Raw genomic sequence first — 26,387 nt, 5'->3', positions numbered from 1 at the left:
GATTTAAACACCAAGGAAGTAAAGGAAAAGGCCAAAGCATTTACGACACGTGAGGATTTATCCATAGGAATTCGAAAATGTATCGAAAATATGGGTGATTTAGACCCGCGTCAAGTTCAGCTCGTATCTCTGTCGACGACATTAGCTACTAATGCCATTGTAGAGGGGCGTGGTTGCCGGGTCGGCTTAATTCTTATTGGTCATGAGTCGACCGGCAACCTCCCAGCCCATCAGGTATTTGTAGTTAGAGGTGGGCATGATATTAAGGGGATACCTGTAACGGAACTCGATCCGGAGGCTATACGAAGAGCAGTGACTGAAATGCGCAATCAAGTCGACACGATTGCCATTTCTGGCTATCTTAGCATTCGGAATCCAGAGCACGAACAGAATGCTCAAAAAATAATTAGGGAGCTCTGGGACGTACCTATTGTGTGTGCACATCAGCTCACGACTGCCTTAGGTTTTCATGAGCGGACAGTGACGGCCTGCCTGAATGCCAGACTATTGCCGAACTGCTTACAGCGGTAAAAGCCGTCCTTAAAGAGAAGCGGATTTCAGCTCCTTTGATGATCGTCAAAGGGGATGGTTCACTCATGAGTGAAACTATGACTCGTGAAAAACCCATTGAAACGATCCTTTCAGGGCCTGCGGCCAGTATTGTTGGAGCAGTATTTCTAACAGGGACCGAATCTGCTCTTGCTTTAGATATGGGTGGGACGACCACGGATATAGCAATCTTAGAAAATGGCCGTCCCCGGATGAACCGTGAGGGGGCGACCGTTGGAGGTTGGAAAACCCGTGTTGAAGCTGCAGAAATTAGTACCTTTGGTCTGGGCGGAGACAGTTATATTCAAGTTTCAAAGGATCGAAAATTAGTAATCGGCCCGAAGAGAGTCTGGCCATTGTCTGTCATAGCAGATAAATATCCCAATCTGATTGATGAATTAAGAAGAGTGGATCCAAATAGGCTGATAATAGATTCACAGCCCGTGGATTGCTTTATGTTGGTTAAAAAACCAGTCAATAACGAGCAGTGGAATCAAACTGAATGGAAGATAATCAACGCTCTTGAAGAAAGTGCTCACAATATTTTTGCTCTCGCAGAAAAAGTTGGCCGTGATCCAAATTTATTGCCGTTAAAAGACTTAGAGCAGGCTCAGGTCATAGGTCGGATTTCTTTTACCCCCACGGATTTACTGCATGTCCTAAATACTTTTACCGACTATAACGTGGCAGCGGCTCAGGAAGGAGCGCGGATTCTAGCGCATAGATTGCGCTTAGAACCGGATAAATTTGCAGCTAAAGTCTTGAGTGAGATCCAAGCCGCTCTATGTATGACTATTTTACAAAGCTTTGCTTACCGAGAGGGTTTACGTATTAAGCTTAGTAGTGAGGCCAGTGTCTCATTTCTATTAAGCTCCCTGCTTAATGGAGATCATAAGCGAGGATTCAAGTCCGAAATTACTCTTGAATATCCGATTGTTGCTTTAGGGGCTCCCGTATCCGGCTATCTTCCAGCTGTTGGAAGCACCTTGAATACCCCGGTTTTAATACCCACGCATGCTGAAGTGGCAAATGCGGTCGGAGCTGCCTCCGGTCAGGTCGCGGAACAAATTCGTATCTTGATTAAACCCGGGGTAGCAGGGGGGTATGTAGTGCATGCTCCTTGGAAACGGGAAGCTTTTTTGTATCTGGAAGAGGCTGAAAAGAATGCTTTGAAAAAAGCAAAGGAAGTAGCTCTAGAGAGAGCACAGCGGGCGGGTGTGGTCAATCCTGAGTTGTTGGTCGAAAAAGAAGAAGTACTCAGTCATACGGCGGGAGGAAATGATGTCGTGTTTCTTGAGACGCGGATTGAGGTCACGGCCATAGGTCACCCCAGCTGGGAGGTTTGAGAATGAAGGCCAAAGTATTTGCTTGTTACACCTTGGCTGATGAAATTCAAAAGATACTTCCATCCAGGATGGATTTAGAATTGTTGCCATATGCCCTGCATCGCGAACCACAGAAACTTCAAAACGAACTTCAACAGCGGATCGATGCTGATCATGAACATGATACCTTACTGTTTGGTTATGGCCTTTGCTCATACGGTGTAGTAAACCTTCATTCTGAACGTCATATGTTGGTGATTCCCAGAGTGCATGATTGCATAAGCATTTTAATGGGTGCCCGGAAAGATTACGACAAGGAATTCGAAAAGTACCCTGGTACTGTCTACTTGAGCAAAGGCTGGATTGATCAGGGTGCGGAACCATTAGCAGAGTTCAAACGTTACACCAAATCTTATGGTGAAGAGAATGCTCAATGGATGATCGACACTCAATACAGCAATTATCAACGAGTATTATTTATTGATACTGGTGTGGGGAATCGCGAAGAGCTTGCCAAGTATTCAAGTGAAGTTGCTAAGTATATTAAGGCAGATTACCAAGAACAACAAGGTTCTTTACGTTTATTAGAAAAGCTTCTTCAAGGTGATTGGGATGAAGAATTTGTGGTCACCTCTCCGGGTAGGATGGTTTTGCAACGTAATTTTCTATAATTCAGGAGAACGCTTAAGTTGAAAAATGTTGATAAGTGTTAAGTACATAGAAAAAACTTAACAGCTTACAGGGGAATTTACTGTGGGGATTGCATTCATTTCAGGAACAAACATAGTAAATTAGCCGGAGATTTAATGGATGAATTAGAAAAAGTATATAAAAATTTTATATGGATGTAGCTATTAAGCGGATCTGCGAAAGTTAAGTTAGGAGGCGACAAATGTTAATTATTGGCGAACTTATAAACACCAGCAGAAAGGTTGTTAAACCTGCAGTAGAGCAAAGAGACGCAGTCTTTATCCAGGAACTGGCGAAAAAACAAGTTGAATCTGGAGCTCATTACGTAGATGTCAACTGTGGTACTATGGTACACGATGAAGTAGAGACAATGGAATGGCTTGTTCGCACTATTCAGGAAGCAGTGTCGGCTCCTCTTTGTATTGATACGCCCAGGACAGAGGCTATGGAAGCAGGACTGGCAGCTGTAAAAAATGGTCAACCTATGGTTAACTCAATAACTGCGGAAAAAGAACGCTATGTAGCGGTACTGCCTCTGGTTCTGAAATACAAGGCAAAAGTTATAGCCTTGTGTATGGATGATACGGGTGTTCCGACATCTGCAGAGCAACGTATCGCCATTGTCAAAAAATTAGTGGGTGATCTTACAGCTGCAGGAGTTCCTGAAGATGATATCTACTTAGATCCGCTTGTTACTCCAATTAGTACAGGGGATAATTGTGGTAACGATGTTCTCGATACAGTTCGTTTCATTCGCAAAGAATTTCCTCTTGTTCACGCAGCTTGTGGTTTAAGTAACGTTTCTTATGGACTCCCTAACCGAAAAATTTTAAATCAAGCCTTCATGATTCAAACAATGGATGCAGGCATGGATGCCTATATATTAGATCCTCTTGACAAAGCAATGATGGGCTTTGTTTACGCCTCTCAAGCTTTATTGGGACAAGATTCATTCTGTATGCAGTATTTGACCGCTCATCGTAAAGGGTTGTACGATTAATTTGAGTAAAAACTGAAAGAAATGTCTGGAATTTCACTCTTGTAATCTAACGCAGTTTGCATTAAAATACATATAACTTAATCATTCGTTTGTTACTGGTGCCCTGCAAAGGGAGAATAGGGAACTGGGTGAGAATCCCGGACGGACCCACCACTGTAAAGAGGAGACTTATGCATAGCCACTGGGAAACCGGGAAGGCGCATAAAGTTGATGATTCTAAGTCAGGAGACCTGCCTGTAACTTAAAGTCATGAACAAAGGTAAAGTTCATGGTCAGTTTTCATTTTCATACTAGTTGAAAATGAAAATTAGACTGTGAACTTTTTTGTTTTGTTAATTTATATGAGAGGTGAAAAAGTTTGGGATATCTCGGTCGGGATGTTGAAGTTGTTTCGATAAACGAAACACAATCTTTGGTCGTTTCCTGTGATTCCTGTGGAGCAATTGGTATGAAGGAATTTGATGTGTACAAGATTTCGTGCTTTATAACAGGAAAATTGACCACAAGGGTCGCGCTGTTGGAGGTCCTTTCTACAGGAGGTGTACCACAGATGCTAACCGTGGCAATTTCAAATGAGCCGTGCCCGACTGGCGATGAATTATTAAAGGGGGTGAATGATGAACTGGAATCCGCAGGATTAGAAAGTCTCCCTGTTGCGATAAGCACTGAGAAAAATATGTCCACAATGCAAACTGGCCTTGGAGTCAGCGTAATCGGACTAGCTGAGAAAAATAAGCTGCGTATTGGAACAGCACAACTTGGAGACGCCGTCTATTGTTTAGGCTTCCCTAAGGTCGGACCTGAACTTAGCAATCCGGAGGACCCAGAAATTATAAAAGTAAAATCGGTTCAAACCCTCTTAGAAAGTTCAAGTATTCATGACATAATTCCAATAGGATCAAGAGGGATACGACTAGAAGCAGAACAATTGGCCTCTTCGATCAATACTAGATTTAAATTTGCTCCTGCCTGTACTCTTGATTTAGATAAATCAGCAGGTCCGTCTACATGTCTTATTTTTTCGTCATCCGGGGCCTTAGATCAAAGATTATTAAGTTCTCTAAATTTGCCCTTAACGATAATAGGTGAATTATACTAAATAATTTAAATTAGGGAGGAATATTTGTATGAAGAATCTAGGAATAGAACAACAGGAATTACAACTTTCCGCTTGGAATGTTAAAAGATTATCGATTATGGCCATCTTCATTGCTTTAAGTGCCGTAGGAGCGCTCATTAAAATTCCAAGTCCGGTTGGAACGATTGGCATGGATTCTGCGCCCGGATTTTTTTGTGCCTTAGCCTTTGGCGGGCTAACCGGTGCGATAGTTATTGCTTTTGGACACTTGTTGACAGCGGCGGTTGTCGGATTCACTTTGACAATTCCGGTCCATCTGTATGTTGCATTGCAAATGGCTTTATGGGCTGTAGCCTATCGTTGGGTCAATGAGAAGCTTGGTTTGATTCCGGCAGTCATCGTTGGAATTGTGCTTAATGGGGTAGTCTCAGCCTTTGCCATGCTTCCAATGATGGGTATGGGCGGAGTTCTAGCGCTTTTGCCTTTCTTAGTGGTTGGAGCAACTCTTAATGTTATTATTTCTGCAGTAGCCTACAAAGCAATTAAAGGAAGCCGGCTCATTTAATTAATGGGGTGAAAATCGTGGAGACCTTGGAAAATGAAAAATGCCAAGCAAGTGCAATCTGCATTAAAAATCTCTCTTATCGTTATCCAAATGCAGTAGAACCAAGCTTGAAAAACATTAGCTTAGACGTGGAAAAAGGAAAATTCATTCTCATAATGGGGTCCACTGGGGCAGGGAAAACGACTTTGAGTTTATGTCTGAACGGTCTGATTCCTCAGCTTCTGGAGGGAAAACTAACAGGACGGGTAAGTGTAGCTGGAAAGGATGTCGGGAAAACCGCAGTACAGTCCTTGTCTAAAGTTTTGGGACTTGTCCTCCAGGACCCAGAGACACAAATTATTGGACGAACGGTTGAGGAAGACACCTCATTTGGTCCTCGAAATTTTTTAGTGCCCTTAGAGGAGATTAAACAGAGAGTTAATCAAATCTTAGAAAAGGTTCGCCTCCAAGGGTATAACGATCGTTTATCTGAGGAGCTGTCGGGGGGTGAAAAACAACGCTTGGCGATTGCGGGTGTCCTGGTGATGGAACCAGAAATTCTGGTGCTGGACGAACCAACTTCAGAACTCGATCCGGCAGGACGCTCAGAAATCTACACGACATTAGCGGATTTGCGGCGGAAAAAGGATTTAACCATTATATTAGTCGAACACTCCAGCGAAGAACTGATTTATAAGGCAGATGAAGTCGTGGTACTTAACCAGGGAGAATTAGTTTGGAGAGGAGTTCCTTCAGAACTCTTTCGCAATCTGCCCCTCTTGCGTCAGTGGGGGATTAAGCCCCTCCCAGTCACTCAGATCGGATGGGATTTCTACGAAAAGGGTTGGATTACCCTCGCTGAAATCCCCTTAGATATCCCATCTGCAGAAGGTTTGATTAGAGAGCTTTTACCCAAATACGGACATTGGCAGGGGCATTTACAAGGCCTAGCACAAAGACAAGTGCAAGTGCCAGTACCAGGTCAAGGGTTTGGGTCAGAACAGAGAAAGGATGGCTTGCTTCAGCAAGAACTGCACTTGTCTAAGAAAGAAATTGCAGTTCAAGTCAGGGATCTAAATTATCAATATAACTCAGATCAGACCGCATTGAGAGGGATTAATCTGATGGTTGAAGCAGGGGATTTCGTGGCTTTAATCGGACAAAACGGAGCAGGAAAAACGACTTTAGCCAAACATTTTAACGGACTTTTGAAACCAACCAGTGGTGAGGTTATCATTGGGGGCATGAATACTCTAAAGTATGATACCTCCGATTTGTCAAAAACTGTCGGCTATGTCTTTCAAAATCCGGATCATCAGATTTTCTCAGCTACGGTCGAGAAAGAGTTGGAATTTGGGCTCAAGAACGCGGGATTTAAAGGTAAGGAAATCAAGGAACGTGTTGAACAGGTTCTCCAGTATACTGGTTTAGAAAGATACCGCAGCGTTCATCCGTTTAGTTTGGGCAAAGGAGAACGGCAAATGATTGCTGTGGCTTCAATCCTTGTCTTAAACCCTAAAGTCCTGATCATAGATGAACCGACCACGGGCTCAGACTGGACAGGAGTTCAGACCATGATGGCTTTGATCCGTAAACTTCACACTGCAGGGACGACAATTATCATGATTAGTCATGATATGGACTTAGTTGCTCAATATGCAAAGAGGGTTATTGTCTTGAAAGACGGCGGTGTTTTGTTAGATGGCACGCCAAAGAGTGTTTTTTCCAACGAACAAATTCTTCTTGACTCTGCTATTGTTCCACCCCAATTATGCAGGCTCTCATTCCAATTGGAGGATATTTTCGGGCCCGAACCCTTGATCGAATCAAGTGAGTTTGCGGCGATGTTCGAAAGCAGGGAGCAGTCAGGATGCTTATAGAGTATTTACCAGGGGAGACCTTGCTCCATCATCTGGATGTCCGGACAAAAATGCTCGGGTTCTTAGGGTTTATTATAATTTCCTTTCTATTTCAGGATCCAAAATATCAGCTTTTGCTTGTCTCGCTTACTGGGCTTTTAGCCTTTTGGATAAAAATCCCCTTGCAAAAGATCTGGGGAATGATGATTCCCTTGATTCCTATCTTCATATCGATTATTCTAATCACAGGATTTACATTTGCACCTGAGCGCTTTGAACATGTATCCAGTCAAACGATCCTCTTTTATGCCCTTCCTGGAGAAAGGCTGGGGGCTACTGTAGGGGGATTTATGATGGGAAGTACGTTTATTTTTCGTCTTTTTAGTATGATGATCGCTTCGTCGGTCTTGATTTTAACCACATCAATTGATGATTTCACCCAGTTCTTTCAAAAGATGAAGATGCCAGTTGAAGTTTCTATGATGCTGACAACAGCGATTCGATTTATTCCAACCCTAGATAAAAAACGCCGGCAAATTTTAGAGGCCCAAAGAGCGCGTGGTACTAAATTCAACGAGAAAGGGATCATCGGTTCCATCCGATCCTATATACCGATTATGGTTCCCTTGTTTATTAATTCAATAATGATGGCTAATTCACTATCGATGGCAATGCTTAACAGAGGGTACGGTTTGACGCGAACTTGGACATCTATGCGCGAAATAGCCTTTGCTCCAAGGGATTATTGGGTAATGTCATTTATAGTTCTGTTGATAACATTGAGTTTCTTTGTCCGATTCAGACTGCAGCTGGGAGTATTATAGGTTCATCAAAAACTGGCTCTATATGACTTACATTTTCTTGATATCAAAGGTCGATGAATCAATTCAGGGCTATATAATAATAACGATTGTACTTTCGATTAAATTTAATGTGGGAGAGAAACTATGGCACGAGATAAAGATAGACATACTTGGCGTGAAGGATATACTACAGGAAGTTGTGCTGCGGGTGCGGCAAAAGCCGCCTGTCAGTTGCTTAAAGGGAACAGTTTAGCGGAGCAGGCAGAGATTCCACTGCCGAATTCGGCGCGCTTAATGATGCCCATTCACAGCGGAGAATCCGGATACCCTCAAGCTTGGGCCAGTATTCTAAAAGATGGTGGGGATGATGCGGACATCACTCATGGCCTTGAAATTCGTGCGATGGTACGTTTCATTTCTCATCAAGGAGAAGTTCACATTCGCGGAGGCAAGGGAGTTGGGACCGTCACGAAAAAAGGCTTGGCGATCTCAGTTGGGGAAAATGCCATTAACCCGGTACCTAGAAGAATGATCCGTGAAGCAGTCCGAGAGGTTTTTCCCGATGAAGAAATCGAAGTTATTATCGAAGTTCCTAAGGGAGAAGCTACCGCTTTGCGCACGCTTAATCCGAGACTTGGGGTCATAGGGGGAATTTCAATCCTCGGGACAAGTGGGATCGTCCGACCGATGTCCGAGGAAGCGTTTAAAACTTCCATACTGCCGGAGTTGGATCAAGCAGTTGCCTATGGGCATAAAACCATTGTGTTCACCCCGGGGCACTACGGATACAGGGTAGCAACTGAACGCTTTAAAGTTCCGCCCGAAGCCGTAATACAGATGAGTAATTTTGTAGGCTATATGCTAGAGGAGGCCGCTTATCGGGGGATTGAAAGCGTCATTCTCTTGGGGCATGTTGGCAAGCTCATTAAGGTTTCCGGCGGAATTTTCCATACGCATAATCGAGTTGCAGATGCTCGAATGGAAGTCTTACTGGCACACGCTGCATTAGCTGGTCTTAATTTAGATACCTTGAAGCATCTGGCCGAGTTTCCAACGACAGAAGGGGCAACCTCCGAACTCTTGCTCCTTGGAGAGCAAAAATTGCTTCATCATCTGGCACACTTAGCGAGTGAAAGAGCCCAGGCTTACACCTTTGGGCGTCTTAGCGTTGGAACGATTATGACCTTATTAGACGGCCGACCGGTTGGCTGGGATCAGGAAGCTCTTAAGATGGTGGAGGAACAAGGGTGGGCGTGGTCGATTGAGCCTTAACCAATTACTGAGTATTTCAACTTTATCGTGTAATGCATATAACAAGGTCTGAATGTGATTGAAGCTGTCTGTCATATTCAGACCTCTTATTTCTTTTTCTAGGACTACCATCAGTTAAAGCCTTACCAATTACTTTTCCATGCTACTCATCCGACACACTGTCCGACTATAAAAGTACGGCTTTTACGACGTGATTGCAAAACCTTACAGGCTTCAAGAGCTGGGCAAGGTTTTGGCTAGCGTCATCCATGGAAGTAAGGTGCGAGCATAAACAATAGAGGCTATGTGGGAAAGAAATTATCCAATTCCGATTTCATGTTATAATAACATGAGTAGGAAAGGTGGTAATGCAGTGGGAAGCGTCGTTAGGTCAAGGAAAATATGGTTAGGAATTGGACTATTTTTGTTGGGAATTTTAATACCGTATTGGTTAAAACCTCAACTTTTAGGATTGGATCAATTACTCCAAACCATGAACCAAAAAACAGACGGAAGTGCGTTAATGGTTAATGCCTTTCTCGTTGTGTCAATAAATACCATTATTTCCACTCCTCAGTTTCTCAGCGTGGTGATGTTGGGAGATGGGATGGCAGACGCGTTCAATTGTCCTGGTTTTAAAACCATCATTCCCCTGACTGTAGTACCGCTCGCTTACGTTATCGTCAATGTGATGACTCCATTAAACTATAGTTTTGGGGCCACAGATATTTTTCTTTGGCTATCAATCGCGGTGATGCAGAAATTAAGCAAACAAAAATTAAATATGGGGATGAAACTACTGGTTTTCTCCCAATTGATCTTTGGTGTTGCCTGGTTAAATCAAATTCCTTTTCTTACTTCTTATGGTTTCGGACAAGGTTCTTTATCGATAAAAATAAAACAGGTAGCGATCCAAATTGGATTTGGTCAGGTTCTCGCACTTTATGCGAATGTGTTGTTTTTTATCTTCGTAGCTAGTGCTATTACTTTATGGATTTACTTGATTTTATATATGGAGAAATGGGCTATTTCACAGGACCTACATCGTGCCCAACTTGAAGCCAATGAATCTCGTTCAGGACGTGAAGTTCTCCATCTTGTCCACGACCTTAAAACTCCGCTTGCTACAATCGAAGGACTGGTTTCATTGATGGAGATACGATGGCCGGATCCTAAGATGCGAGAATATTGCCAAACTATCTATGGTTCTATTAATTCAATGAGCAAAATGGTCTCAGAAATTTTATATGAGGATCGAAAGAACTGGTGTGAGCTTAAAGAACTAATCGATTATATTCGAGCTAGTCGTCTAAGTGGTACGAATTTAAAGGTGGATATTGAATTAGAGGGGGAACCTCAATCAAGTCTTTACATTAATAAAATCAGGTTAACTCGAGCAATCATAAATTTAATTGATAACGCGTTGGATGCCATTCAAGGGCGGGAGAATGGAAGGGTAGTCTTGCGCGCCAAAACATTGCAAAACACTGTAAAATTAGAGGTTGAAGACAATGGATACGGTATTTTGGCGAATGATGTAAAAAGTATCTGGAAGACCGGCTACAGCACAAAAAACCATCCTGGAGTTGGCTTAGCTTTTGTACAAAAAGTTGCAGAAGGACACGAAGGATCCGTTAATATAAAAAGTGAAGTAGGGCAAGGGACGAAGGTCTGGATAACCCTGCCACTGGGAGAAAGCCAATGAGAATAATAATCATTGATGATGAACTATCCCTGCGCTATACGTTAAGTGAAATATTTAAGTATGTTGGTTGGGATCCCATAGCCTATCCCAATGGGAGAGAGGGAATTCAGGGGTTCCTTAATCATGGAGCGGATATCATTTTAGCGGATTATCATATGCCTGAAATTGATGGCTTAGAAACGGTTCGCCTGATTCGGGAACAAGATCAACAAATACCTATTCTTGTACTCACTGTAGATGAAAGGCAAGAAATTGCCGACCGTTTTCTGGATGCAGGCGCCACCGATTTTGCACTTAAACCGGTCAAAGCGCCGGATTTGATTGCTCGCGTTCAATTGCATAAGCGGTTGTTGGATATGACAAAGACTGTTCAAGCAACACCAAAAATGCAATACGAAGTGTTTGTAACCAAAGGAATTAGCGAAACGACCCTGTCCTATATAGAACGACACCTCACGGCTTGTCAGCAACCTTCTACAGTGGAGGAGATTTCGAAAGAATTATCGCTAGCCGTCCCTACAGTTTATCGATATCTTACGTATCTTGTTCAAAATGGCAAGGTGCGGTCAATCCCTAGTTATCAAAAAATAGGAAGACCAAAAAATCGATATGGTTGGATTTAATTGTATAATCATTATCGCCTTAGGGATATCCCTAAGGTTTTTCTTCTTGGATCGGACAATGAAGAATTAATTTCCCCTTTTTCTCATTTTTATTTCTTCAATTTAGTCTAAGTTTCTTGTTATAATTAGTCAGAATTGTAGTATTAATTTAGAGGGGGAAGAGAATGAATATTTCGAATAGGTTCATTACCTGAATCTTAACAACTAAAGGTAGAATTCACTGAGTCACTACAGTGAAGCCAGAGACAACCTCAAATTTGCTCTCTAAATATATTTCTTTATAATTTAGAAGAAATAAATGCAGAAGAAAAGCTTTGGTTTAGAGAGTAATGATAAATTATTGTTCAACTATGTGAGGGAGGGAAAGAAAATTATGTTTAAGAATCACAAATGGTTAGTCACCACTACCTCTATAGCTCTGGTACTTGGCGTAGTATTAACGGGTTGTGGCTCAACAGCCCCTACTGCTGGTACAACTCCGTCAAAAGAGATGAAAATGAGTTATGCCCCTGGCTCGGAGCCAAAGACTCTTGACCCCCAGATGTCCAACGGTATTCCTGAGATGATCATGGAAATGAATATGTTCGAAGGGTTAATGCGCTTAGACAAGGATAGTAACCCGCAAAATGCCATCGCTGACAGTATTACAGTTTCCCCTGATGGTCTTATATACACCATTAAACTTAAAGATACCAAGTGGAATAACGGCAACCCTGTAACGGCGGATGATTTCAAGTTTGCTTGGATGCATGCATTAAATCCGGAAGCAGCTGCAGAGTATGCTTACCAATTGTTCTACATAAAGAACGGCGAAGCTTATAATAGTAAGAAAGCTAATGCCGAAGATGTAGGAATTAAGGTCGTTGATCCTAAGACAATGGAAATTACCTTAGAAAGTCCTACTCCCTACTTTAAGTCTTTGCTGGCTTTCCCCACTTATTACCCGGTAAACAAAAACAATGTTGAGGCTAATCCAAAATGGAATTTGCAACCGGAAACCTTTGTTTCCAACGGTCCTTTCAAAATGCAATCTTGGAGTCATAATGACAAATTGGTTCTTGTTAAGAATTCTAATTACTGGGATGCCAATAGTGTTAAGCTTACGGAGTTAACCTTCAACCTTGTTTCAGACGGCAAAGCTGCTTTGACTGCCTATGAGGCTGGGCAATTAGATGGCATTGACCAAACTGCTGTACCGATCTCAGATCTGGATCGCCTCCGCAAAGCCGGCAGTTTGAAGACTTCTCCTTACTTGGGAACTTATTTTTATCGATTCAATGTAACTAAGAAACCTTTAGACAATACTAAAGTTCGTCAAGCCCTAGCTCTTGCTATTAACCGCCAAGCACTGATTGATAATGTGTTCAAAGCTGGCCAAACTCCTGCCTTAGGTTATGTTCCAGGAGGGGTTCCGGATGCTGAAACTGGTAAGACCTTCAGAGAGGTTGGGGGAGAGTTATTTAAAGAAGATCTTACCAAGGCCAAACAATTATTAGCTGAAGCTGGTTATCCCGATGGCAAAAACTTCCCAGAACTTAGTATTTTGTACAACACTAATGGTTCTCACCAACTTCCGGCCCAAGCAATCCAGGATATGTGGGCCAAAAATTTAGGGATTAATGTTAAACTGGTTGGTCAGGAATGGAAAGTATATCAACGGTCGCAACAAGACTTGCAATATGATATTTCCCGGGCAGGTTGGATTGGTGACTACATTGACCCCATGACATTTATGGATATGTTCGTAACTCAGGGCGGAAATAATCAAACCGGATGGTCGAACGCTGATTTTGACAAGGATATTGAAACTGCTAAAAAGAGCGGGGATCAAAAGGTACGTATGCAAGCTATGCATGACGCCGAAAAAGTCTTAGTGAATGACATGCCCATTATGCCAATTTACTATTATGTAAATTACTACGTGCTTAAAGATAATATTAAGGGCCTCATTCAATTACCGTTAGGATTCACTGACTTCAAAAATGTTACTGTAGAGAAATAAGTTCACAAGACTGGTAGAAAAAGGGGTGAGTTGTAATAACTTGTCCCTTTCCAGATTTACTTTTTGAAAGTGCGATCTTAGGTCAGCTTAAGTTCAACAAAACTTCCGTCTGCGCCTAAAGGCTTGGTGCAATTTTTGTTGAGGATGACTGAGGAGGACGTTATATGGCTCGATACTTATTTGGACGAATTGTTTCAGCTCTTTTAGTTGTTTGGCTTGTTGTTACCCTCACATTTTTCTTAATGCATGCTATTCCAGGTGGGCCATTTTCTTCGGAAAAGATCTTACCTCCGGCCATCATGGAAAATATTAATCAGCGTTACCATTTAAATGACCCTTTAGCTAATCAATATCTTGATTATCTCAAAAACATAGCGCATTTTAACTTTGGCCCAACTTTCCGTTATGAGGGACGTACGGTTAATGATTTATTTAGGGAAGGTCTACCTAAGACCATAGCTCTCGGGCTTGTGGCCACTGTCCTGGCCCTGGTCGGAGGGACTATGATGGGGATAATAGCTGCTCTAAAACAGAATAAGGCTCCCGACTATATTGCCACCTTTCTGGCAACTATTGGTGTTTCCGTTCCCAGTTTCGTTTTAGCAACCTTTTTGCAATACTTTGTAGGTTTTAAAACCCATTGGTTTCCTCCGATCGGTTGGGGGGAGGCAAAAAATTTAGTTTTACCGGCACTGGCTTTAAGTGCCTATCCCATTGCCCAGATTACGCGTCTCACCCGTTCTAGTATGTTAGATGTTTTAAACCAAGATTATATTCGTACTGCTAAATCTAAAGGATTACCAGGGTATATTATTGTTTTACGTCATGCTTTAAGAAATGCTTTGATTCCAGTTGTTACGTTTATGGGACCTTTTTTTGCGTATATTTTAACCGGAAATTTTGTTGTCGAATACGTTTTTAACATTCCAGGTATTGGCCAGTTTTTTGTAACCAGTATAGGTAACCGAGATTATCCAGTCATTATGGGCACAACGATTTTGTTTGCCACTTTGCTTGTAACCTTTAATCTCTTGGTGGATATTGCCTATACCGTAGTTGACCCCCGGATTAAACTTACGGGACGAAAGGGGGCCTAGTCTTGAGTATTTCTGTTGAGTCATTTTCTCCTTTGCAGCAGGGACTTAAGGCAGAGGGCATAAATCGGCCTAGTACAACTTTATGGCAAGATGCTTGGCGCCGTTTCCGGAAGAATCCTTTGGCCATGGGGGGACTAACGGTACTTGCCTTGATTATTCTCTTTGCTCTTTTCGGGCCCTTCTTTTCCCAGTTCGATTATAAAACTAATAATTTAATGGCCACAAACCAATATCCTAATTGGATACATCCCTTTGGCACAGACGAGTTGGGTCGGGATATTTTAACCAGGTCGATGTTCGGTGCCCGTATATCCTTATTAATCGGTTTTGGTTCAGTAGCTATAAACCTGACAATTGGAATTTTTTATGGCGGAATATCCGGTTATAAAGGTAGTTGGCTTGATAATTTCATGCAGCGGATAGTTGACATTATTTTTAGCATTCCAGACTTGCTGTATGTTATTTTATTAATGGTTACGTTCGGTCCTGGCTTACGGAACATTTTTATTGTTCTAGGGCTCGTAAATTGGGTGCCAATGGCTCGTATTGTCAGAGGACAAATTTTAACTCTCCGGGAACAGGAATTCGTTCTGGCAGCTCGTACCTTAGGCGCTGATACGAAAAGAATCTTGATTAAACACTTGCTGCCGAACAGTATAGGGCAAATTATTATTGTTGCTGCCTTACAAATTCCGGCAGCGATCTTTATGGAAGCGTTTCTGAGTTTTATTGGTTTAGGCGTACAAGCACCGATGGTTAGCTTGGGATCTATGGCCTCTGATGGGAGAATGAATATTCCGTCCTACCCTTATTCCTTGATTTTTCCGGCAGCTATGATTGCCCTCTTAATGTTGGCCTTTAACTTTGTGGGAGATGGCCTGAGAGATGCCTTTGACCCGAAAATGCGTAAGTAAGGGGAGAAAAATGTGCAGCAATTACACCATTTATTAGAAGTAGATAACTTAAGTACCTCTTTCTTCACTTATGCTGGGGAGGTTAGAGCAGTATCCGGAGTAAGTTTCTATATTGATGAAGGAGAAGCTTTAGGCATCGTTGGTGAATCAGGTTGTGGAAAATCGGTAACTGTTCAATCCGTGATGCGTCTTATTCCCAGTCCTCCCGGTAAAATAGTTAGTGGACAAATCCGTTTTTTAGGGCAAGATTTAGTAAAACTTCCCGAGAAACAAATGACAACTATCCGTGGTAAATCAATGGGTATGATTTTTCAGGATCCGATGACTTCCTTGAACCCAGTTTTAACGATAGGACGGCAAATGACGGAAGTTTTGCAAAGGCATGAAGGCCTCGGGAAGCAGGAGGCTATGGATCGGGCAGAAAAATATTTAGAGATGGTTGGCATCCCTAATTGTAAGCGCCGCTTAAAGCAATATCCACATGAATTTTCTGGGGGAATGCGCCAACGAGTTATGATCGCTATGGCCTTGTTATGTAATCCTAAGTTATTAATTGCCGACGAACCGACAACCGCTTTGGATGTGACAATCCAAGCTCAGATCCTTGAATTAATGAAAGACTTAAAACAGAAAATTAACACCTCAATTATTTTAATTACTCACGATCTTGGCGTGGTTGCTGGTCTTTGTTCTCGGATTATCGTTATGTATGGGGGTAAGATAGTCGAAAGTGGTACTGTCCAGGATATTTATAAATCCCCTCAACACCCTTATACCTGGGGATTGTTAAAAAGCGTACCTCGTTTAGACGCTCTAAGCCGTACCAAGCTTGTACCAATCCATGGGACACCGCCGGATTTATTAAAACCACCGGTAGGATGCGGATTTACGGCCCGTTGTGCTCATGCCATGAAGATTTGTGCCGAACAACCACCAGGAATCACTGAAATAAATCCCGGCCATCAAGTGGCCTGTTGGCTCCTACATCCAGATGCACCGAAGAGTACCTTTGACGAAAAGGGGAGAGTGGGATGAAAAATGAAGTGATTTTAGAGGTCGAAAATCTAGTAAAACACTTCCCCCTTGAAGAAGGAATCTTTTCTCGTCATCATAAAAAGGTTCATGCCGTAAACGGAATTTCTTTTCAATTACATCAAGGTGAAACGCTCGGATTGGTCGGCGAAAGCGGTTGCGGCAAATCGACAGCCGGTCGCACGATTATCCGTTTATATGAACCTACTTCTGGTATAGTTAAGTATCAAGGTAAGAATATTCTTAGCTATAATGCTAAAGAAATGCTTGCAGTTCGTCGAGATATCCAAATGATTTTCCAGGACCCTTATGCCTCTCTAAACCCCCGAATGACAGTAGGTGATATCATTGGCGAGGCTCTGGATATTCATCATTTGGCCAGAGGACAAAAAAGAACCGATCGCATCTATGAATTATTAGAGACAGTAGGACTTAATCCCGAGCATGCCAACCGTTTTCCCCATGAGTTCTCTGGTGGGCAACGCCAGCGGATAGGCATAGCCCGATCACTATCAGTTAACCCTAAACTGATTATTTGTGATGAGCCGATTTCCGCCTTAGACGTCTCTATTCAAGCGCAAATTGTCAATATGCTTGAAGAACTTCAAGAGAAGCTTGGTTTAACCTATTTGTTTATCGCCCACGATCTTTCCATGGTTAAGCATATTTCACATCGAATTGCTGTGATGTACTTGGGCCGAATTGTTGAGTTAACTGACAGCTTTACCCTTTATGAAAAACCTCTTCATCCCTATACTCAAGCCTTATTATCGGCTATTCCAATTCCTGACCCTGATATTGAAGCCGCACGTCAACGTCAAGTACTGAAGGGAAACGTGCCTAGCCCAATTGATCCTCCCTCAGGGTGTTATTTCCGAACCCGCTGCCCAAAGGCGCAAGAAGTTTGTGCTCTAAGTACTCCAGAACTGATTGAACAGGGTAACAATCATTGGGTCGCTTGTCATTGTATTTAATTAGGACCTAAAATACGGATATCTTGGCTTAGTATCTAAAACGGCTGGAACTCCGAAGCCTTGCCGTTTACTTTTTCCCTTTATACACTAATTCCAAGTATTTATACTCGGCGGCGTCATTCAGACTGTTGGCTGGCAGCATCCTGTGGATGCTGCCAGTTCCACTATAATAGGCGGTGGGATTGTGAATTCTTCAAAGCAAGGCTTATCATAGTGCAATCCTTGATTTGGCAGATAAAATAAGACTTAATAAACATATTTACCTTCACTTTAGAGGATATAGTTAAAGCAACGGCGCTTTGGAATTACTCGGAAAACAATGATTATCTAATGCGCCTTTTAATTATGGCGGCTAATAACTAACTAATTTGCGGATAACAAGTATCTACATTTAAAGCACAATAATTTTGTTTATTTATTATTTATTTTGAAAAAGAGGAATTTAGTATATACTTATAGAATAAATCACTATCCGTCTAAAGAAAAATTGGCTAGCGCCAAGCCTTCAGGCCTAGGCGTCGCCTTAGTTGCACTTATGCGTCCGGAGAGAATATAACGATAAGTTATACTTTCTGACTAGTAGAACACTCGCCTCGTGAATTTAATAGCGTTATACTTAAGGTTCCTTTAATTTAAAGGATCTAAAAGGGGAAGTCGGTGAAACTCCGGCGCGGTCCCGCCACTGTATACAAGGAGTTCTCTTTGTGAATCCATTTTGAAACACAAGATGGATGAAAATGAGAATGATGACTTGAAGCCAGGAAACCTGCCTTAAGTAGCATCACAAACCTACGAGCGATAGGAGATGTGTGTGTTTATTCAGGGTAAACCATACGAGCCGCTCAGGCTCGTTTTTTATTTGTATTCGCTAATGTATCTTTAGAAATTTAGTTAAACGACATTATGGAAGAGGGGTAAAGTATGTTACAGGTGATCGGTATCGGCCCTGGAAGGCCGGAATGGTTGCCCCCTGCGATTATTGAACTGGTGAAAAACTGCGAAATTTTAATCGGAGGGTCTAGGGCTCTTAAACTCTTTCCAGATTTCACAGGACATCAATATGTCCTATCCGGCAACTTGTCCAGCAGTGTTGAGGTGATCAGAAATGCACTTCAGGAAAAGAAGGTTGTGGGAGTTCTCGTTTCTGGCGACCCTGGTTTTTTTAGTTTTTTACCCAGACTAAAGAAGGAATTCCCAGAGGAGAATATCGACATTCATCCTGGGATCAGTTCTCTTCAATTTGCGTTTGCCAGAGCCGAGCTTCCTTGGCAAGAGGCGACTTTTGCCAGTGTCCATGGCCGAGAATTATCCGTATTGCCTCAAGTGATAACTCGTCCGACAGCGGTTTTAACCGGTGGGGAAAATACTCCTCAGAAAATCGCTCAATTTTATTTGGAACGCGGCCATAATCCGAAAATTTCGGTTGGGAATGCCCTTGCTTATCCAGAGGAATTTTGGGCAACAATGGATGCAGAACAGTTAGCTCAGGAAAAGACCTTTTTAAAGAACGCTATTGTTATTCTCCATCCACATTCCCATCGGTATTCCACTATGCAGGGCACCGGGTCCAGGCTTGGAATTCCAGACGAGGAGTTTCTGAGGGGCAAGGTTCCGATGACAAAGGCGGAAATTCGAGTTCAAGTACTCGCTAAAGCCCAAATTTCTAAATTCGATAATGTCGTTGATATTGGCGCTGGTACAGGGAGCATTAGTATTGAAGCCGCAGGGCTCGCTTCTGAAGGGGTTGTATACGCAATTGAACATAATCCGGAGGCGCAAGAACTCATTCTTACTAATCAACATAAGTTTAACGTTTCAAATCTTTGCTTGATTCCCGGAGTTGCACCCGATGTCTTCGGAGAGCTCCCCCCTGTCGATGTTTGCATTATTGGCGGGAGTAATGGGCGTTTAGCTGAAATGTTAAAAACTGTTCCTCTTGTTGAAGGGGGAAGAATCGTGATCACAGCAGTGACGATCGAAACAGTGGCTCAAGGTCTGAAACTTCTTACAGACAATAACTATCAAGATATTGACACTGTTTCAATTCAAGCAGTTCGGTGGAAAGCCGTACAAACTCTGCATATGGCTCAAGCTTTGAATCCAATCTTTATAATATCAGCAAGAAAAGGGGAAGCATCATGAATACAACATGGGGAAAATTCTATGGAGTAGGGGTAGGTCCCGGTGATCCTCAGCTCTTGACCTTGCAAGCCGTTAATGTCCTTCATTCAGTCGATCTGGTAGCCATACCAAAATCCAAGCTGGATCGAGAAAGTGTTGCCTGGGATATTGCCAAAATTCATTGTCCCTCTAATGCTCGGCTTGTCGAACTTGAAATGCCCATGACTTCAGATCCGCAGGTTTTAGCTAAGGCTTGGCAAGATGGAGCACAAACCATCCTGGCTGAATTGAAACAGGGTAAATCTGTCGCCTTTATCACATTGGGTGATCCTTCACTTTACAGTACTTATAGTTATTTACTTAACATTCTCCAGGAGGAACTTCCTCAGGAATATATTGTAACAGTACCTGGAATTACGGCTATGGCTGCAGCCGCCGCTAAGATTAACCTGCCCCTGGCCACAGGAGATGAGCCTCTGCTTATCTTGCCAAGTACGGAAGATGTTGGGGAGTTCCTTAATTTCCCCAATTTAGTGTTAATGAAAGTCTCCCGCAGACTTCCTGAAATTTTGACCCTGCTTGAAGAGCGCGACAGAAAAGCAGTCTTATTGACTCGCCTCGGACAATCTGGTGAGAAAATTCGCTGGGAACCTAAACCAGAAGATTTTACAGCTGATAAAATTGATTATCTCAGTTTATTACTCGTCAAAAAAGATTTGTTGGGGAGGGAAAACAGTGAGCCAGAAAAAAACTAGCGGTGAAGGTGAAGTAATCTTCGTCGGAGCTGGTCCAGGGGATCCTGAACTAATTACGCTTAAAGGATCTCGCGCCCTTGAGAGAGCGGACCGCGTGATTTTTGCCGGGTCCTTAGTCAATCCAGAATTGCTGGGATTGTGTCGTCCTGGAACCCCTTGTCATGACAGTGCCCATCTCACCCTTGAAGAGGTGATTGCTCTTATGTTTGAGGGAAGCAAAAATGGAGAAACGATTGTCCGGCTCCATACAGGTGATCCCAGTATGTATGGAGCAATTAAGGAACAATTTGAGCATTTAGATAAGCAAGAAATACCCTATTCCGTCATTCCTGGGGTTAGTTCAGTATTTGCCGCCGCAGCAGCGGTTAAACGTGAATTTACCCTGCCTGATATCAGCCAAACCCTGATTCTTACCCGTATAGCTGGGCGCACTCCTGTTCCAGAGCGTGAAGCACTGGCCAAGTTAGCACAACATCAAGCCAGTATGTCAATTTTCCTAAGTGTTCAGGACATGGGATCTGTTGTCCAGGCTTTGCAGGAAGGCGGTTATCCTATCTCGACGCCCATTGCTGTGGTTGCAAAAGCGAGTTGGCCAGATGAAGAGATTCTCTTGGGAACCTTGGAAACCATCGTAGAAAAGGTTAAAACAGCAGGAATTCGAAAACAGGCTCAAATCCTTGTCGGCGATTTTTTAGATCCAGCTAACGGATACGCGCGTTCAAAGCTCTATGACCCGACCTTTACACACGAATATCGGCAAGGGACAGATAAGTGAACAGGAATCTTGACAGGGACACTGACGCAGACGTAAACACAAAAACTAAAGCAGCTCTTGTGACTTTAACTGACCGTGGGTTAGATACAATCCTGCGTATTGGAGAGGGTCTTCCGAATGCCATTGGAAGAGAATATTATCTTCATGAGAAGGTGCTTAATCAAAGCAACTATCATGGAGATTCACAATCCTCCCAAAGTTTTAAAATTAAATCCTTTTCTCGTTTGAGCGATATCATTCCCAGCCTGTGGCAAGAGTTTTCTGTTCTTATCTTTGTTATGGCTTCAGGAATCGTCGTACGTCAAATTGCTTTATTAATAGAAGGGAAAGACCGAGATCCAGCAGTTCTAGTTTTAGATGAGGAAGGAAAATTCGTGATTCCTTTGCTTTCCGGACATTTAGGCGGCGCAAATGCTTTGGCCCATCAGATCTCTGAGCAAATTGGGGCTGTACCAGTAATTACGACAGCCACGGATGTGAGGGGTATGGTAGCACCGGACGAATATGCCCGCAGGTATGGATGGAAAGTTGAACCTGTTGATCATTTACCAGCGGTCAACCGCTTACTTTTAGAGCAAAAACAGCTCAATGTCTGGGCAAGTTATCCGTTGACGCCCGAGCATGAAACATGGGTTAAGGATACCCATTATTGCTTTTTATCCGAAAAGGAAAAGGATAAAGCGAATGTCATTATTGATGCTTTTCCAAACTCAAATATTAAGGCGGATTGTCTGTATTTAGTGCCACCAATTTTAAGTATAGGAGTGGGGTGCCGCCGAGGGGTTGCCAGCGATGTCATTCTAGAGAGAATCAAGCTGGCAATAGAACAGCTCGGAGCGTCCCTTAAAGCTATCGCAGGAATCTATAGTATTGACCTTAAATCCAATGAAGTGGGACTGATTGAAGTTGCCAAATACCTGCGGGTTCCGTTTCGAACCTTTCGAGCAGATGAGCTGCAGTCAGTTAATCTTCAAGAACAGTTAAGTCGATCAAACTTTGTAAGCGAAAAGATAGGAGTGGACGGTGTATGCGAAGCAGCGAGTTTACTGGGAGCCAAAAGGGGTCGGTTAGTACTGTCAAAGACCAAGGGGCAGGGGGTAACAGTGGCAATCAGCATAGAAAACTCTACGTCGTAGGTCTCGGACCTGGAGACCAGGATCATATGACAGCAAGGGTTCAGTCAGTATTAAATGAAGTTGAATACATCGTGGGATATAAAACCTACATAGACCTTATTCGATCGTTTATAACCCATCAACAAATTGTTGCAACGGGGATGCGTCAAGAAATAGACCGCTGTCGAGAAGCAATTCGTTTAGCTGCTGAGGGCCATCGAGTAGCTGTCGTAAGTAGTGGTGATGCTGGTGTCTACGGTATGGCAGGGATTATTATTGAATGTTTGGAACAAGAGAACCTGCTGGATCTGCCCTTGGAAATCATTCCTGGAGTGACGGCAGCCTCTGCGGCAGCTTCCATGTTAGGAGCTCCTTTAATGCATGATTTTGCAGTGGTTAGCTTAAGTGATCTGCTGACTCCTTGGGAAGTTATCGAGAAGCGAGTTCGCTTAGCAGCTGAGGGAGATTTTATCTTCGCACTTTATAACCCGAAAAGTAATGGTCGTCCCCATCACATTGAGACTGTTCGGGAAATTGTTTTACGTTATCGTCGCCCTGATACCCCGGTTGGATTGGTTCGAGAAGCCTTACGAGGTGAGGAGTCGAGCGTAGAAATTACCACACTGGATGATTTCACGAATCATCCCATTGATATGCTCACGACCGTCATAATTGGAAACTCTCAAACCCGGATTGTTGGCCCTTATATGGTGACTCCTCGCGGGTATAAACTGTGAAACTTCTAGTTTTAGCAGGGACTGAGGATGGGCGTGACTTGGCAGATACTCTAAAACAGCGCGGTCATGAGATATTAGTCTCTACCCTAACTGCCTATGGGGCAGAATTAGTACAGGAACACGGCTTGCAGGCTCGTTCGGGAGCGATGGATGCCGAAAGTCTTACAGATCTTCTAAAAGGTAATTCCTTTGCGGCTTTAGTGGATGCAACTCATCCCTATGCCGTACAGGTTAAAGAAATGGCTAAAAAAGTTTGCACAGATTTAGGGCTGCCATACTTGCGTTGGGAACGCTCTGCATTGGAGGTAGACGATCATCCTCTTATTCATTGGGCGGAGGATATACCCGCTGCCGTTCAAATTGCATCGAAACTAGGAAAAAACATTCTGCTCACGACTGGAAGTAACGGCTTGCCCGATTGGGTATCTCATCCTTCGCTGAAGGATAAATTCCTATATGTCCGCGTGTTACCCACTTCTCAGGTATTAGCCCGTTGTGAATCATTAGGCTTTAAACCCAATCAAATCGTAGCGGCTCAAGGTCCGTTTTCTCAAGAGTGGGATGAAGCGATGTTTAAACAACTAAAGATCGATGTCGTAGTGGCCAAAGAAAGTGGAAAAGTTGGCGGAACCCATGAAAAGATACAGGCCTGTCTTAACCTAAACCTGCCCTTGGTTCTTTTAAAACGACCAGTACCCGAAATGGCTTCAGATAGTCAAACACTTACTCAATTTATTAAACATATGGAGGAATTGATATGAAATCAGAAATTATTATCTTAGGGCACGGCAGCCGTCGTGCAGAAGCTAACCAAGGACTTTTAGAGGTTGCCGAAAAAGTGAGTCAGTTAATGGGACAGACGGTAACCCCGGCATACATGGCTCATGATCACCCGAGTCTGCCTGAAGCAGTGGAAGCAAAGATTCAAAGCGGTGCGGCTCACATTGTAATAATGCCACTCTTTCTTTTCCGCGGAATGCACGTAACGGTAGATATTCATGAGGAATTGCGTGAAATTCGAGAACAGCATCCTGAAGTTGAGATCATCTTTACCAGAGAACTGGGAGCTGATGACGGGATTGCAAGCTTGGCCAGCCTTCGCATTAAGGAGGCTTTAGGCGAATGACAGCAGACTTCATTTTAGACCCGGGTCAAATTGAAACTGAAAGTATGCGTATTATCCGGGCTGGATTAACCCGTCCCTGGCTGGAAGCGGACTACCCAGTGGTCGAACGCATCATTCATACAACCGGAGATCCCTCATTAGAGTCTTCGATTGCGATTCATCCTGAAGCAATTGCTTGCGGTCTCCAGGCTCTGAAAGAGGGCGCTAACGTCATTACTGACGTAGAGATGGTTCGGGCAGGAATTTCCAAGGAGAAACTCAAGTCATTAGGTGGGAGTGTGGAATGCTTCCTAAACTCTCCTGGAGTTTCTGAACAAGCCAAAGCTTGGGGAATCACACGCTCGATGACCGCTTTTCGTATGAATGCAAATCGTCTGCGGGGGGCGATAGTGGCAATCGGCAACGCGCCAACGGCTTTAATCGAGGTCTTACGCTTAGCTGAAAACCCAGAGACTCGACCTGCATTGATCGTGGGAATTCCTGTTGGTTTTATTGGAGCGAAAGAGTCTAAGGATTTATTATGGGAACACCAAGAGTTCCCCTCGATTTCTGTACTCGGAACTCGGGGAGGAAGCCCAATCGCCGCAACCGTGGTTAATGCGCTGATTTATACGGTCTTAAAACACCTTAAATAAATTACTTCACTCAAGGTGACAATAGAAACTTCAATTTAACTCCTATAAACTGCCGCTTATTGAAGTGATTCGTGAAAACACGAAAATTATTGCGTTAAAAAGCACCAGCTTAAGAAGAGAGGGTGAAAAATGATGTCTTCAAACAATAAATTGACGGCCAAACTCATGATCCAAGGAACCTCTTCAAGCGTTGGGAAGAGTGTCTTGGCTGCTGCTTTTTGCCGAATCTTTTACCAAGAAGGATACCATGTAAGTCCGTTTAAAGCACAGAATATGGCCCTCAACTCATTTGTGACAGCGGCAGGTGGAGAGATGGGCAGAGCTCAAGTCGTTCAGGCCCAAGCAGCTGGAGTAGAACCTGAGGTGCGCATGAACCCAATTTTACTGAAGCCGAGTGGACCAACGGGTTCTCAAGTTGTCATTATGGGCAAGTCGCAGGGTAATGTGACAGCGTTGCGTTACCATGGTGAGTATCAACGTATGACCTGGCCGTATGTAACTGAAGCTCTTCACGGATTGCTCAATGAGTATGAAATCGTAGTTATTGAAGGGGCGGGAAGTCCGGCTGAAGTCAATCTTAAGTCAAACGATATTGTAAATATGAGAGTGGCTATGGAGGCTGCTTCACCAGTCATACTCGTGGCAGATATTGATCGTGGCGGGGCTTTAGCTTCCGTCGTAGGGACCTTAGAATTAGTGGAACCTGAAGAGAGAGCCATGATTAAAGGGATTATTTTCAACAAGTTTCGTGGGGAAATTAAGCTTCTTCAACCTGCTTTAGATTTTATAGAGGAAAAAACAGGAATCCCGGTAGTTGGAGTTGTTCCCTATTTTAAGATTCGTATCCCAGATGAAGACTCCGTTGCTTTGAGCGAAGCAGACGAAAAATCCAGGGTTTCCTCAACGGAACAGTTGGACGTTGCGGTGATTCGCTTACCCTATATTTCAAACTTTACAGATTTTGATGCACTTCAAGATGAGCCGGATGTTTCTGTACGCTATGTCACAGATCCGGCAAATCTGGGAAAACCAGACCTGGTGATTATTCCCGGCAGTAAGAATACTCTTGCTGATTTACGCTTTCTTCATGAAAGCGGCATAGGTAACAACATTCTTACACTTTGTACGAAAGAGATTCCTATCATAGGGATTTGTGGCGGCTACCAAATGATGGGTCGCTTAGTAAAGGATCCGTTGCATACAGAGTCCGAGCTTGAAGAAGTAGCGGGACTTGGTATTCTGCCGATGGTGACGGAATTTTATCCTCAAAAACATACTGTTCAGAGCAAGGGGACCATCTTGACGGATCAAGGATTCTTTAAAGCTTGCACTGGAGAAACTGTGGTGGGCTATGAAATTCACATGGGGCGATCCACATTAGATGAAGGGAATTTACCTCTGTTCAATTTAACTTCAAACGGAGAATCAAATCTTGATGGTTTACAGGCAGGGAATTCTTATGGATCCTATTTACATGGGATTTTCGATAATGACAGCCTGCGGGCCTCACTCTTAAATTGGCTCTGGGAGCGCAGAGGGTCTAAGAGACCTGTTGAGGCGTCACTATCTCAGGCAGCGCTCCGTGAATCAGCGTTTAACGAATTGGCGGATTTAGTCCGTCAAAATGTGGATCTAGAACGGATTCGAGCCATTATGGGCTTAAGGGCAGATTCTTAG

25 protein-coding genes and 2 riboswitches are annotated in these 26,387 nt (G+C 43.3%); all 25 genes read left to right on the top strand.

What is annotated here, in order from left to right:
- Positions 1 to 531, top strand: a 531-nt coding sequence (locus tag M8E35_RS17135; protein ID WP_289710883.1) for a hydantoinase/oxoprolinase N-terminal domain-containing protein, incomplete at its 5' end; no start/stop codon positions are given.
- A 38-nt stretch (positions 532 to 569) separates the two neighbouring features.
- A complete protein-coding gene (locus M8E35_RS17130) occupies positions 570 to 1,895 on the top strand; it encodes a hydantoinase/oxoprolinase family protein (protein ID WP_252470534.1) in 1,326 nt (441 codons plus the stop codon).
- Positions 1,896 to 1,897: 2 nt separating this feature from the next.
- Positions 1,898 to 2,545: a DUF1638 domain-containing protein gene (locus tag M8E35_RS17125; protein ID WP_252470526.1), complete on the top strand. Its 648-nt coding sequence runs from the start codon at positions 1,898 to 1,900 to the stop codon at positions 2,543 to 2,545.
- Positions 2,546 to 2,766: 221 nt separating this feature from the next.
- Positions 2,767 to 3,564, top strand: coding sequence for a methyltetrahydrofolate cobalamin methyltransferase (locus M8E35_RS17120; protein WP_252470524.1), 798 nt, complete (start codon positions 2,767 to 2,769; stop codon positions 3,562 to 3,564).
- Positions 3,565 to 3,643: 79 nt separating this feature from the next.
- A riboswitch (cobalamin riboswitch) is annotated at positions 3,644 to 3,816 on the top strand.
- A gap of 106 nt (positions 3,817 to 3,922) precedes the next feature.
- Positions 3,923 to 4,663, top strand: a complete 741-nt coding sequence (locus M8E35_RS17115) for an alpha-ribazole kinase (RefSeq protein WP_252470522.1) — start codon at positions 3,923 to 3,925, stop codon at positions 4,661 to 4,663.
- Between the two features lie 28 nt (positions 4,664 to 4,691).
- On the top strand, positions 4,692 to 5,207 hold the full coding sequence (locus M8E35_RS17110) for an ECF transporter S component (RefSeq protein ID WP_252470520.1): 516 nt from the start codon (positions 4,692 to 4,694) through the stop codon (positions 5,205 to 5,207).
- Positions 5,208 to 5,224: 17 nt separating this feature from the next.
- The gene (locus M8E35_RS17105) at positions 5,225 to 7,066 is read left to right on the top strand and encodes an ABC transporter ATP-binding protein (RefSeq protein ID WP_252470518.1); all 1,842 of its coding nucleotides are present in this window, start codon (positions 5,225 to 5,227) and stop codon (positions 7,064 to 7,066) included.
- Positions 7,057 to 7,869, top strand: a complete 813-nt coding sequence (locus tag M8E35_RS17100) for an energy-coupling factor transporter transmembrane component T family protein (RefSeq protein ID WP_252470516.1) — start codon at positions 7,057 to 7,059, stop codon at positions 7,867 to 7,869. The genes M8E35_RS17105 and M8E35_RS17100 overlap by 10 nt, the downstream gene beginning before the upstream one ends.
- 123 nt (positions 7,870 to 7,992) lie before the next feature.
- Complete coding sequence (cbiD, locus tag M8E35_RS17095; RefSeq protein ID WP_252470515.1) at positions 7,993 to 9,120, top strand: cobalt-precorrin-5B (C(1))-methyltransferase CbiD; 1,128 nt, start codon at positions 7,993 to 7,995, stop codon at positions 9,118 to 9,120.
- A 352-nt stretch (positions 9,121 to 9,472) separates the two neighbouring features.
- Positions 9,473 to 10,804 carry a sensor histidine kinase gene (locus M8E35_RS17090; protein WP_252470513.1) on the top strand — a complete coding sequence of 444 codons (1,332 nt, stop codon included), beginning with the start codon at positions 9,473 to 9,475 and terminating at the stop codon, positions 10,802 to 10,804.
- Positions 10,801 to 11,427 (top strand): response regulator, encoded by a 627-nt coding sequence (locus tag M8E35_RS17085; RefSeq protein WP_252470511.1) that lies wholly within the window; start codon positions 10,801 to 10,803, stop codon positions 11,425 to 11,427. Before M8E35_RS17090 ends, M8E35_RS17085 begins: the two co-directional genes overlap by 4 nt.
- Before the next feature lie 373 nt (positions 11,428 to 11,800).
- Positions 11,801 to 13,429 carry a peptide ABC transporter substrate-binding protein gene (locus M8E35_RS17080; protein ID WP_252470509.1) on the top strand — a complete coding sequence of 543 codons (1,629 nt, stop codon included), beginning with the start codon at positions 11,801 to 11,803 and terminating at the stop codon, positions 13,427 to 13,429.
- A gap of 164 nt (positions 13,430 to 13,593) precedes the next feature.
- Complete coding sequence (locus M8E35_RS17075) at positions 13,594 to 14,526, top strand: ABC transporter permease (RefSeq protein WP_252470507.1); 933 nt, start codon at positions 13,594 to 13,596, stop codon at positions 14,524 to 14,526.
- A gap of 2 nt (positions 14,527 to 14,528) precedes the next feature.
- Complete coding sequence (locus M8E35_RS17070; protein WP_252470505.1) at positions 14,529 to 15,440, top strand: ABC transporter permease; 912 nt, start codon at positions 14,529 to 14,531, stop codon at positions 15,438 to 15,440.
- 12 nt (positions 15,441 to 15,452) lie between these two features.
- On the top strand, positions 15,453 to 16,475 hold the full coding sequence (locus M8E35_RS17065) for an ABC transporter ATP-binding protein (RefSeq protein ID WP_252470503.1): 1,023 nt from the start codon (positions 15,453 to 15,455) through the stop codon (positions 16,473 to 16,475).
- The gene (locus M8E35_RS17060) at positions 16,472 to 17,446 is read left to right on the top strand and encodes an ABC transporter ATP-binding protein (protein ID WP_252470501.1); all 975 of its coding nucleotides are present in this window, start codon (positions 16,472 to 16,474) and stop codon (positions 17,444 to 17,446) included. Before M8E35_RS17065 ends, M8E35_RS17060 begins: the two co-directional genes overlap by 4 nt.
- Positions 17,447 to 18,048: 602 nt before the next feature.
- Positions 18,049 to 18,234: riboswitch (cobalamin riboswitch) on the top strand.
- A gap of 133 nt (positions 18,235 to 18,367) precedes the next feature.
- Complete coding sequence (cbiE, locus tag M8E35_RS17055; protein WP_252470499.1) at positions 18,368 to 19,588, top strand: precorrin-6y C5,15-methyltransferase (decarboxylating) subunit CbiE; 1,221 nt, start codon at positions 18,368 to 18,370, stop codon at positions 19,586 to 19,588.
- Positions 19,585 to 20,322, top strand: coding sequence for a precorrin-2 C(20)-methyltransferase (gene cobI, locus M8E35_RS17050; RefSeq protein ID WP_252470497.1), 738 nt, complete (start codon positions 19,585 to 19,587; stop codon positions 20,320 to 20,322). The genes cbiE and cobI overlap by 4 nt, the downstream gene beginning before the upstream one ends.
- Positions 20,303 to 21,097, top strand: a complete 795-nt coding sequence (gene cobM / locus M8E35_RS17045) for a precorrin-4 C(11)-methyltransferase (protein ID WP_252470495.1) — start codon at positions 20,303 to 20,305, stop codon at positions 21,095 to 21,097. The genes cobI and cobM overlap by 20 nt, the downstream gene beginning before the upstream one ends.
- Positions 21,094 to 22,233, top strand: a complete 1,140-nt coding sequence (locus M8E35_RS17040; protein WP_252470493.1) for a cobalt-precorrin 5A hydrolase — start codon at positions 21,094 to 21,096, stop codon at positions 22,231 to 22,233. Before cobM ends, M8E35_RS17040 begins: the two co-directional genes overlap by 4 nt.
- A gap of 26 nt (positions 22,234 to 22,259) precedes the next feature.
- On the top strand, positions 22,260 to 22,949 hold the full coding sequence (gene cobJ / locus M8E35_RS17035) for a precorrin-3B C(17)-methyltransferase (protein ID WP_073030184.1): 690 nt from the start codon (positions 22,260 to 22,262) through the stop codon (positions 22,947 to 22,949).
- Positions 22,946 to 23,710, top strand: a complete 765-nt coding sequence (cobK, locus tag M8E35_RS17030) for a precorrin-6A reductase (protein WP_252470491.1) — start codon at positions 22,946 to 22,948, stop codon at positions 23,708 to 23,710. Before cobJ ends, cobK begins: the two co-directional genes overlap by 4 nt.
- A complete protein-coding gene (locus M8E35_RS17025) occupies positions 23,707 to 24,075 on the top strand; it encodes a sirohydrochlorin chelatase (RefSeq protein ID WP_229246092.1) in 369 nt (122 codons plus the stop codon). The genes cobK and M8E35_RS17025 overlap by 4 nt, the downstream gene beginning before the upstream one ends.
- Positions 24,072 to 24,710, top strand: a complete 639-nt coding sequence (locus tag M8E35_RS17020) for a precorrin-8X methylmutase (protein WP_252470489.1) — start codon at positions 24,072 to 24,074, stop codon at positions 24,708 to 24,710. The genes M8E35_RS17025 and M8E35_RS17020 overlap by 4 nt, the downstream gene beginning before the upstream one ends.
- Positions 24,711 to 24,842: 132 nt before the next feature.
- On the top strand, positions 24,843 to 26,387 hold the full coding sequence (locus M8E35_RS17015) for a cobyric acid synthase (protein ID WP_252470532.1): 1,545 nt from the start codon (positions 24,843 to 24,845) through the stop codon (positions 26,385 to 26,387).

Origin of the sequence: Desulfosporosinus nitroreducens, assembly GCF_023897015.1 — a bacterium.
GTDB lineage: Bacteria > Bacillota > Desulfitobacteriia > Desulfitobacteriales > Desulfitobacteriaceae > Desulfosporosinus > Desulfosporosinus nitroreducens.
This window is presented reverse-complemented; position numbering and strand designations above follow the sequence as displayed.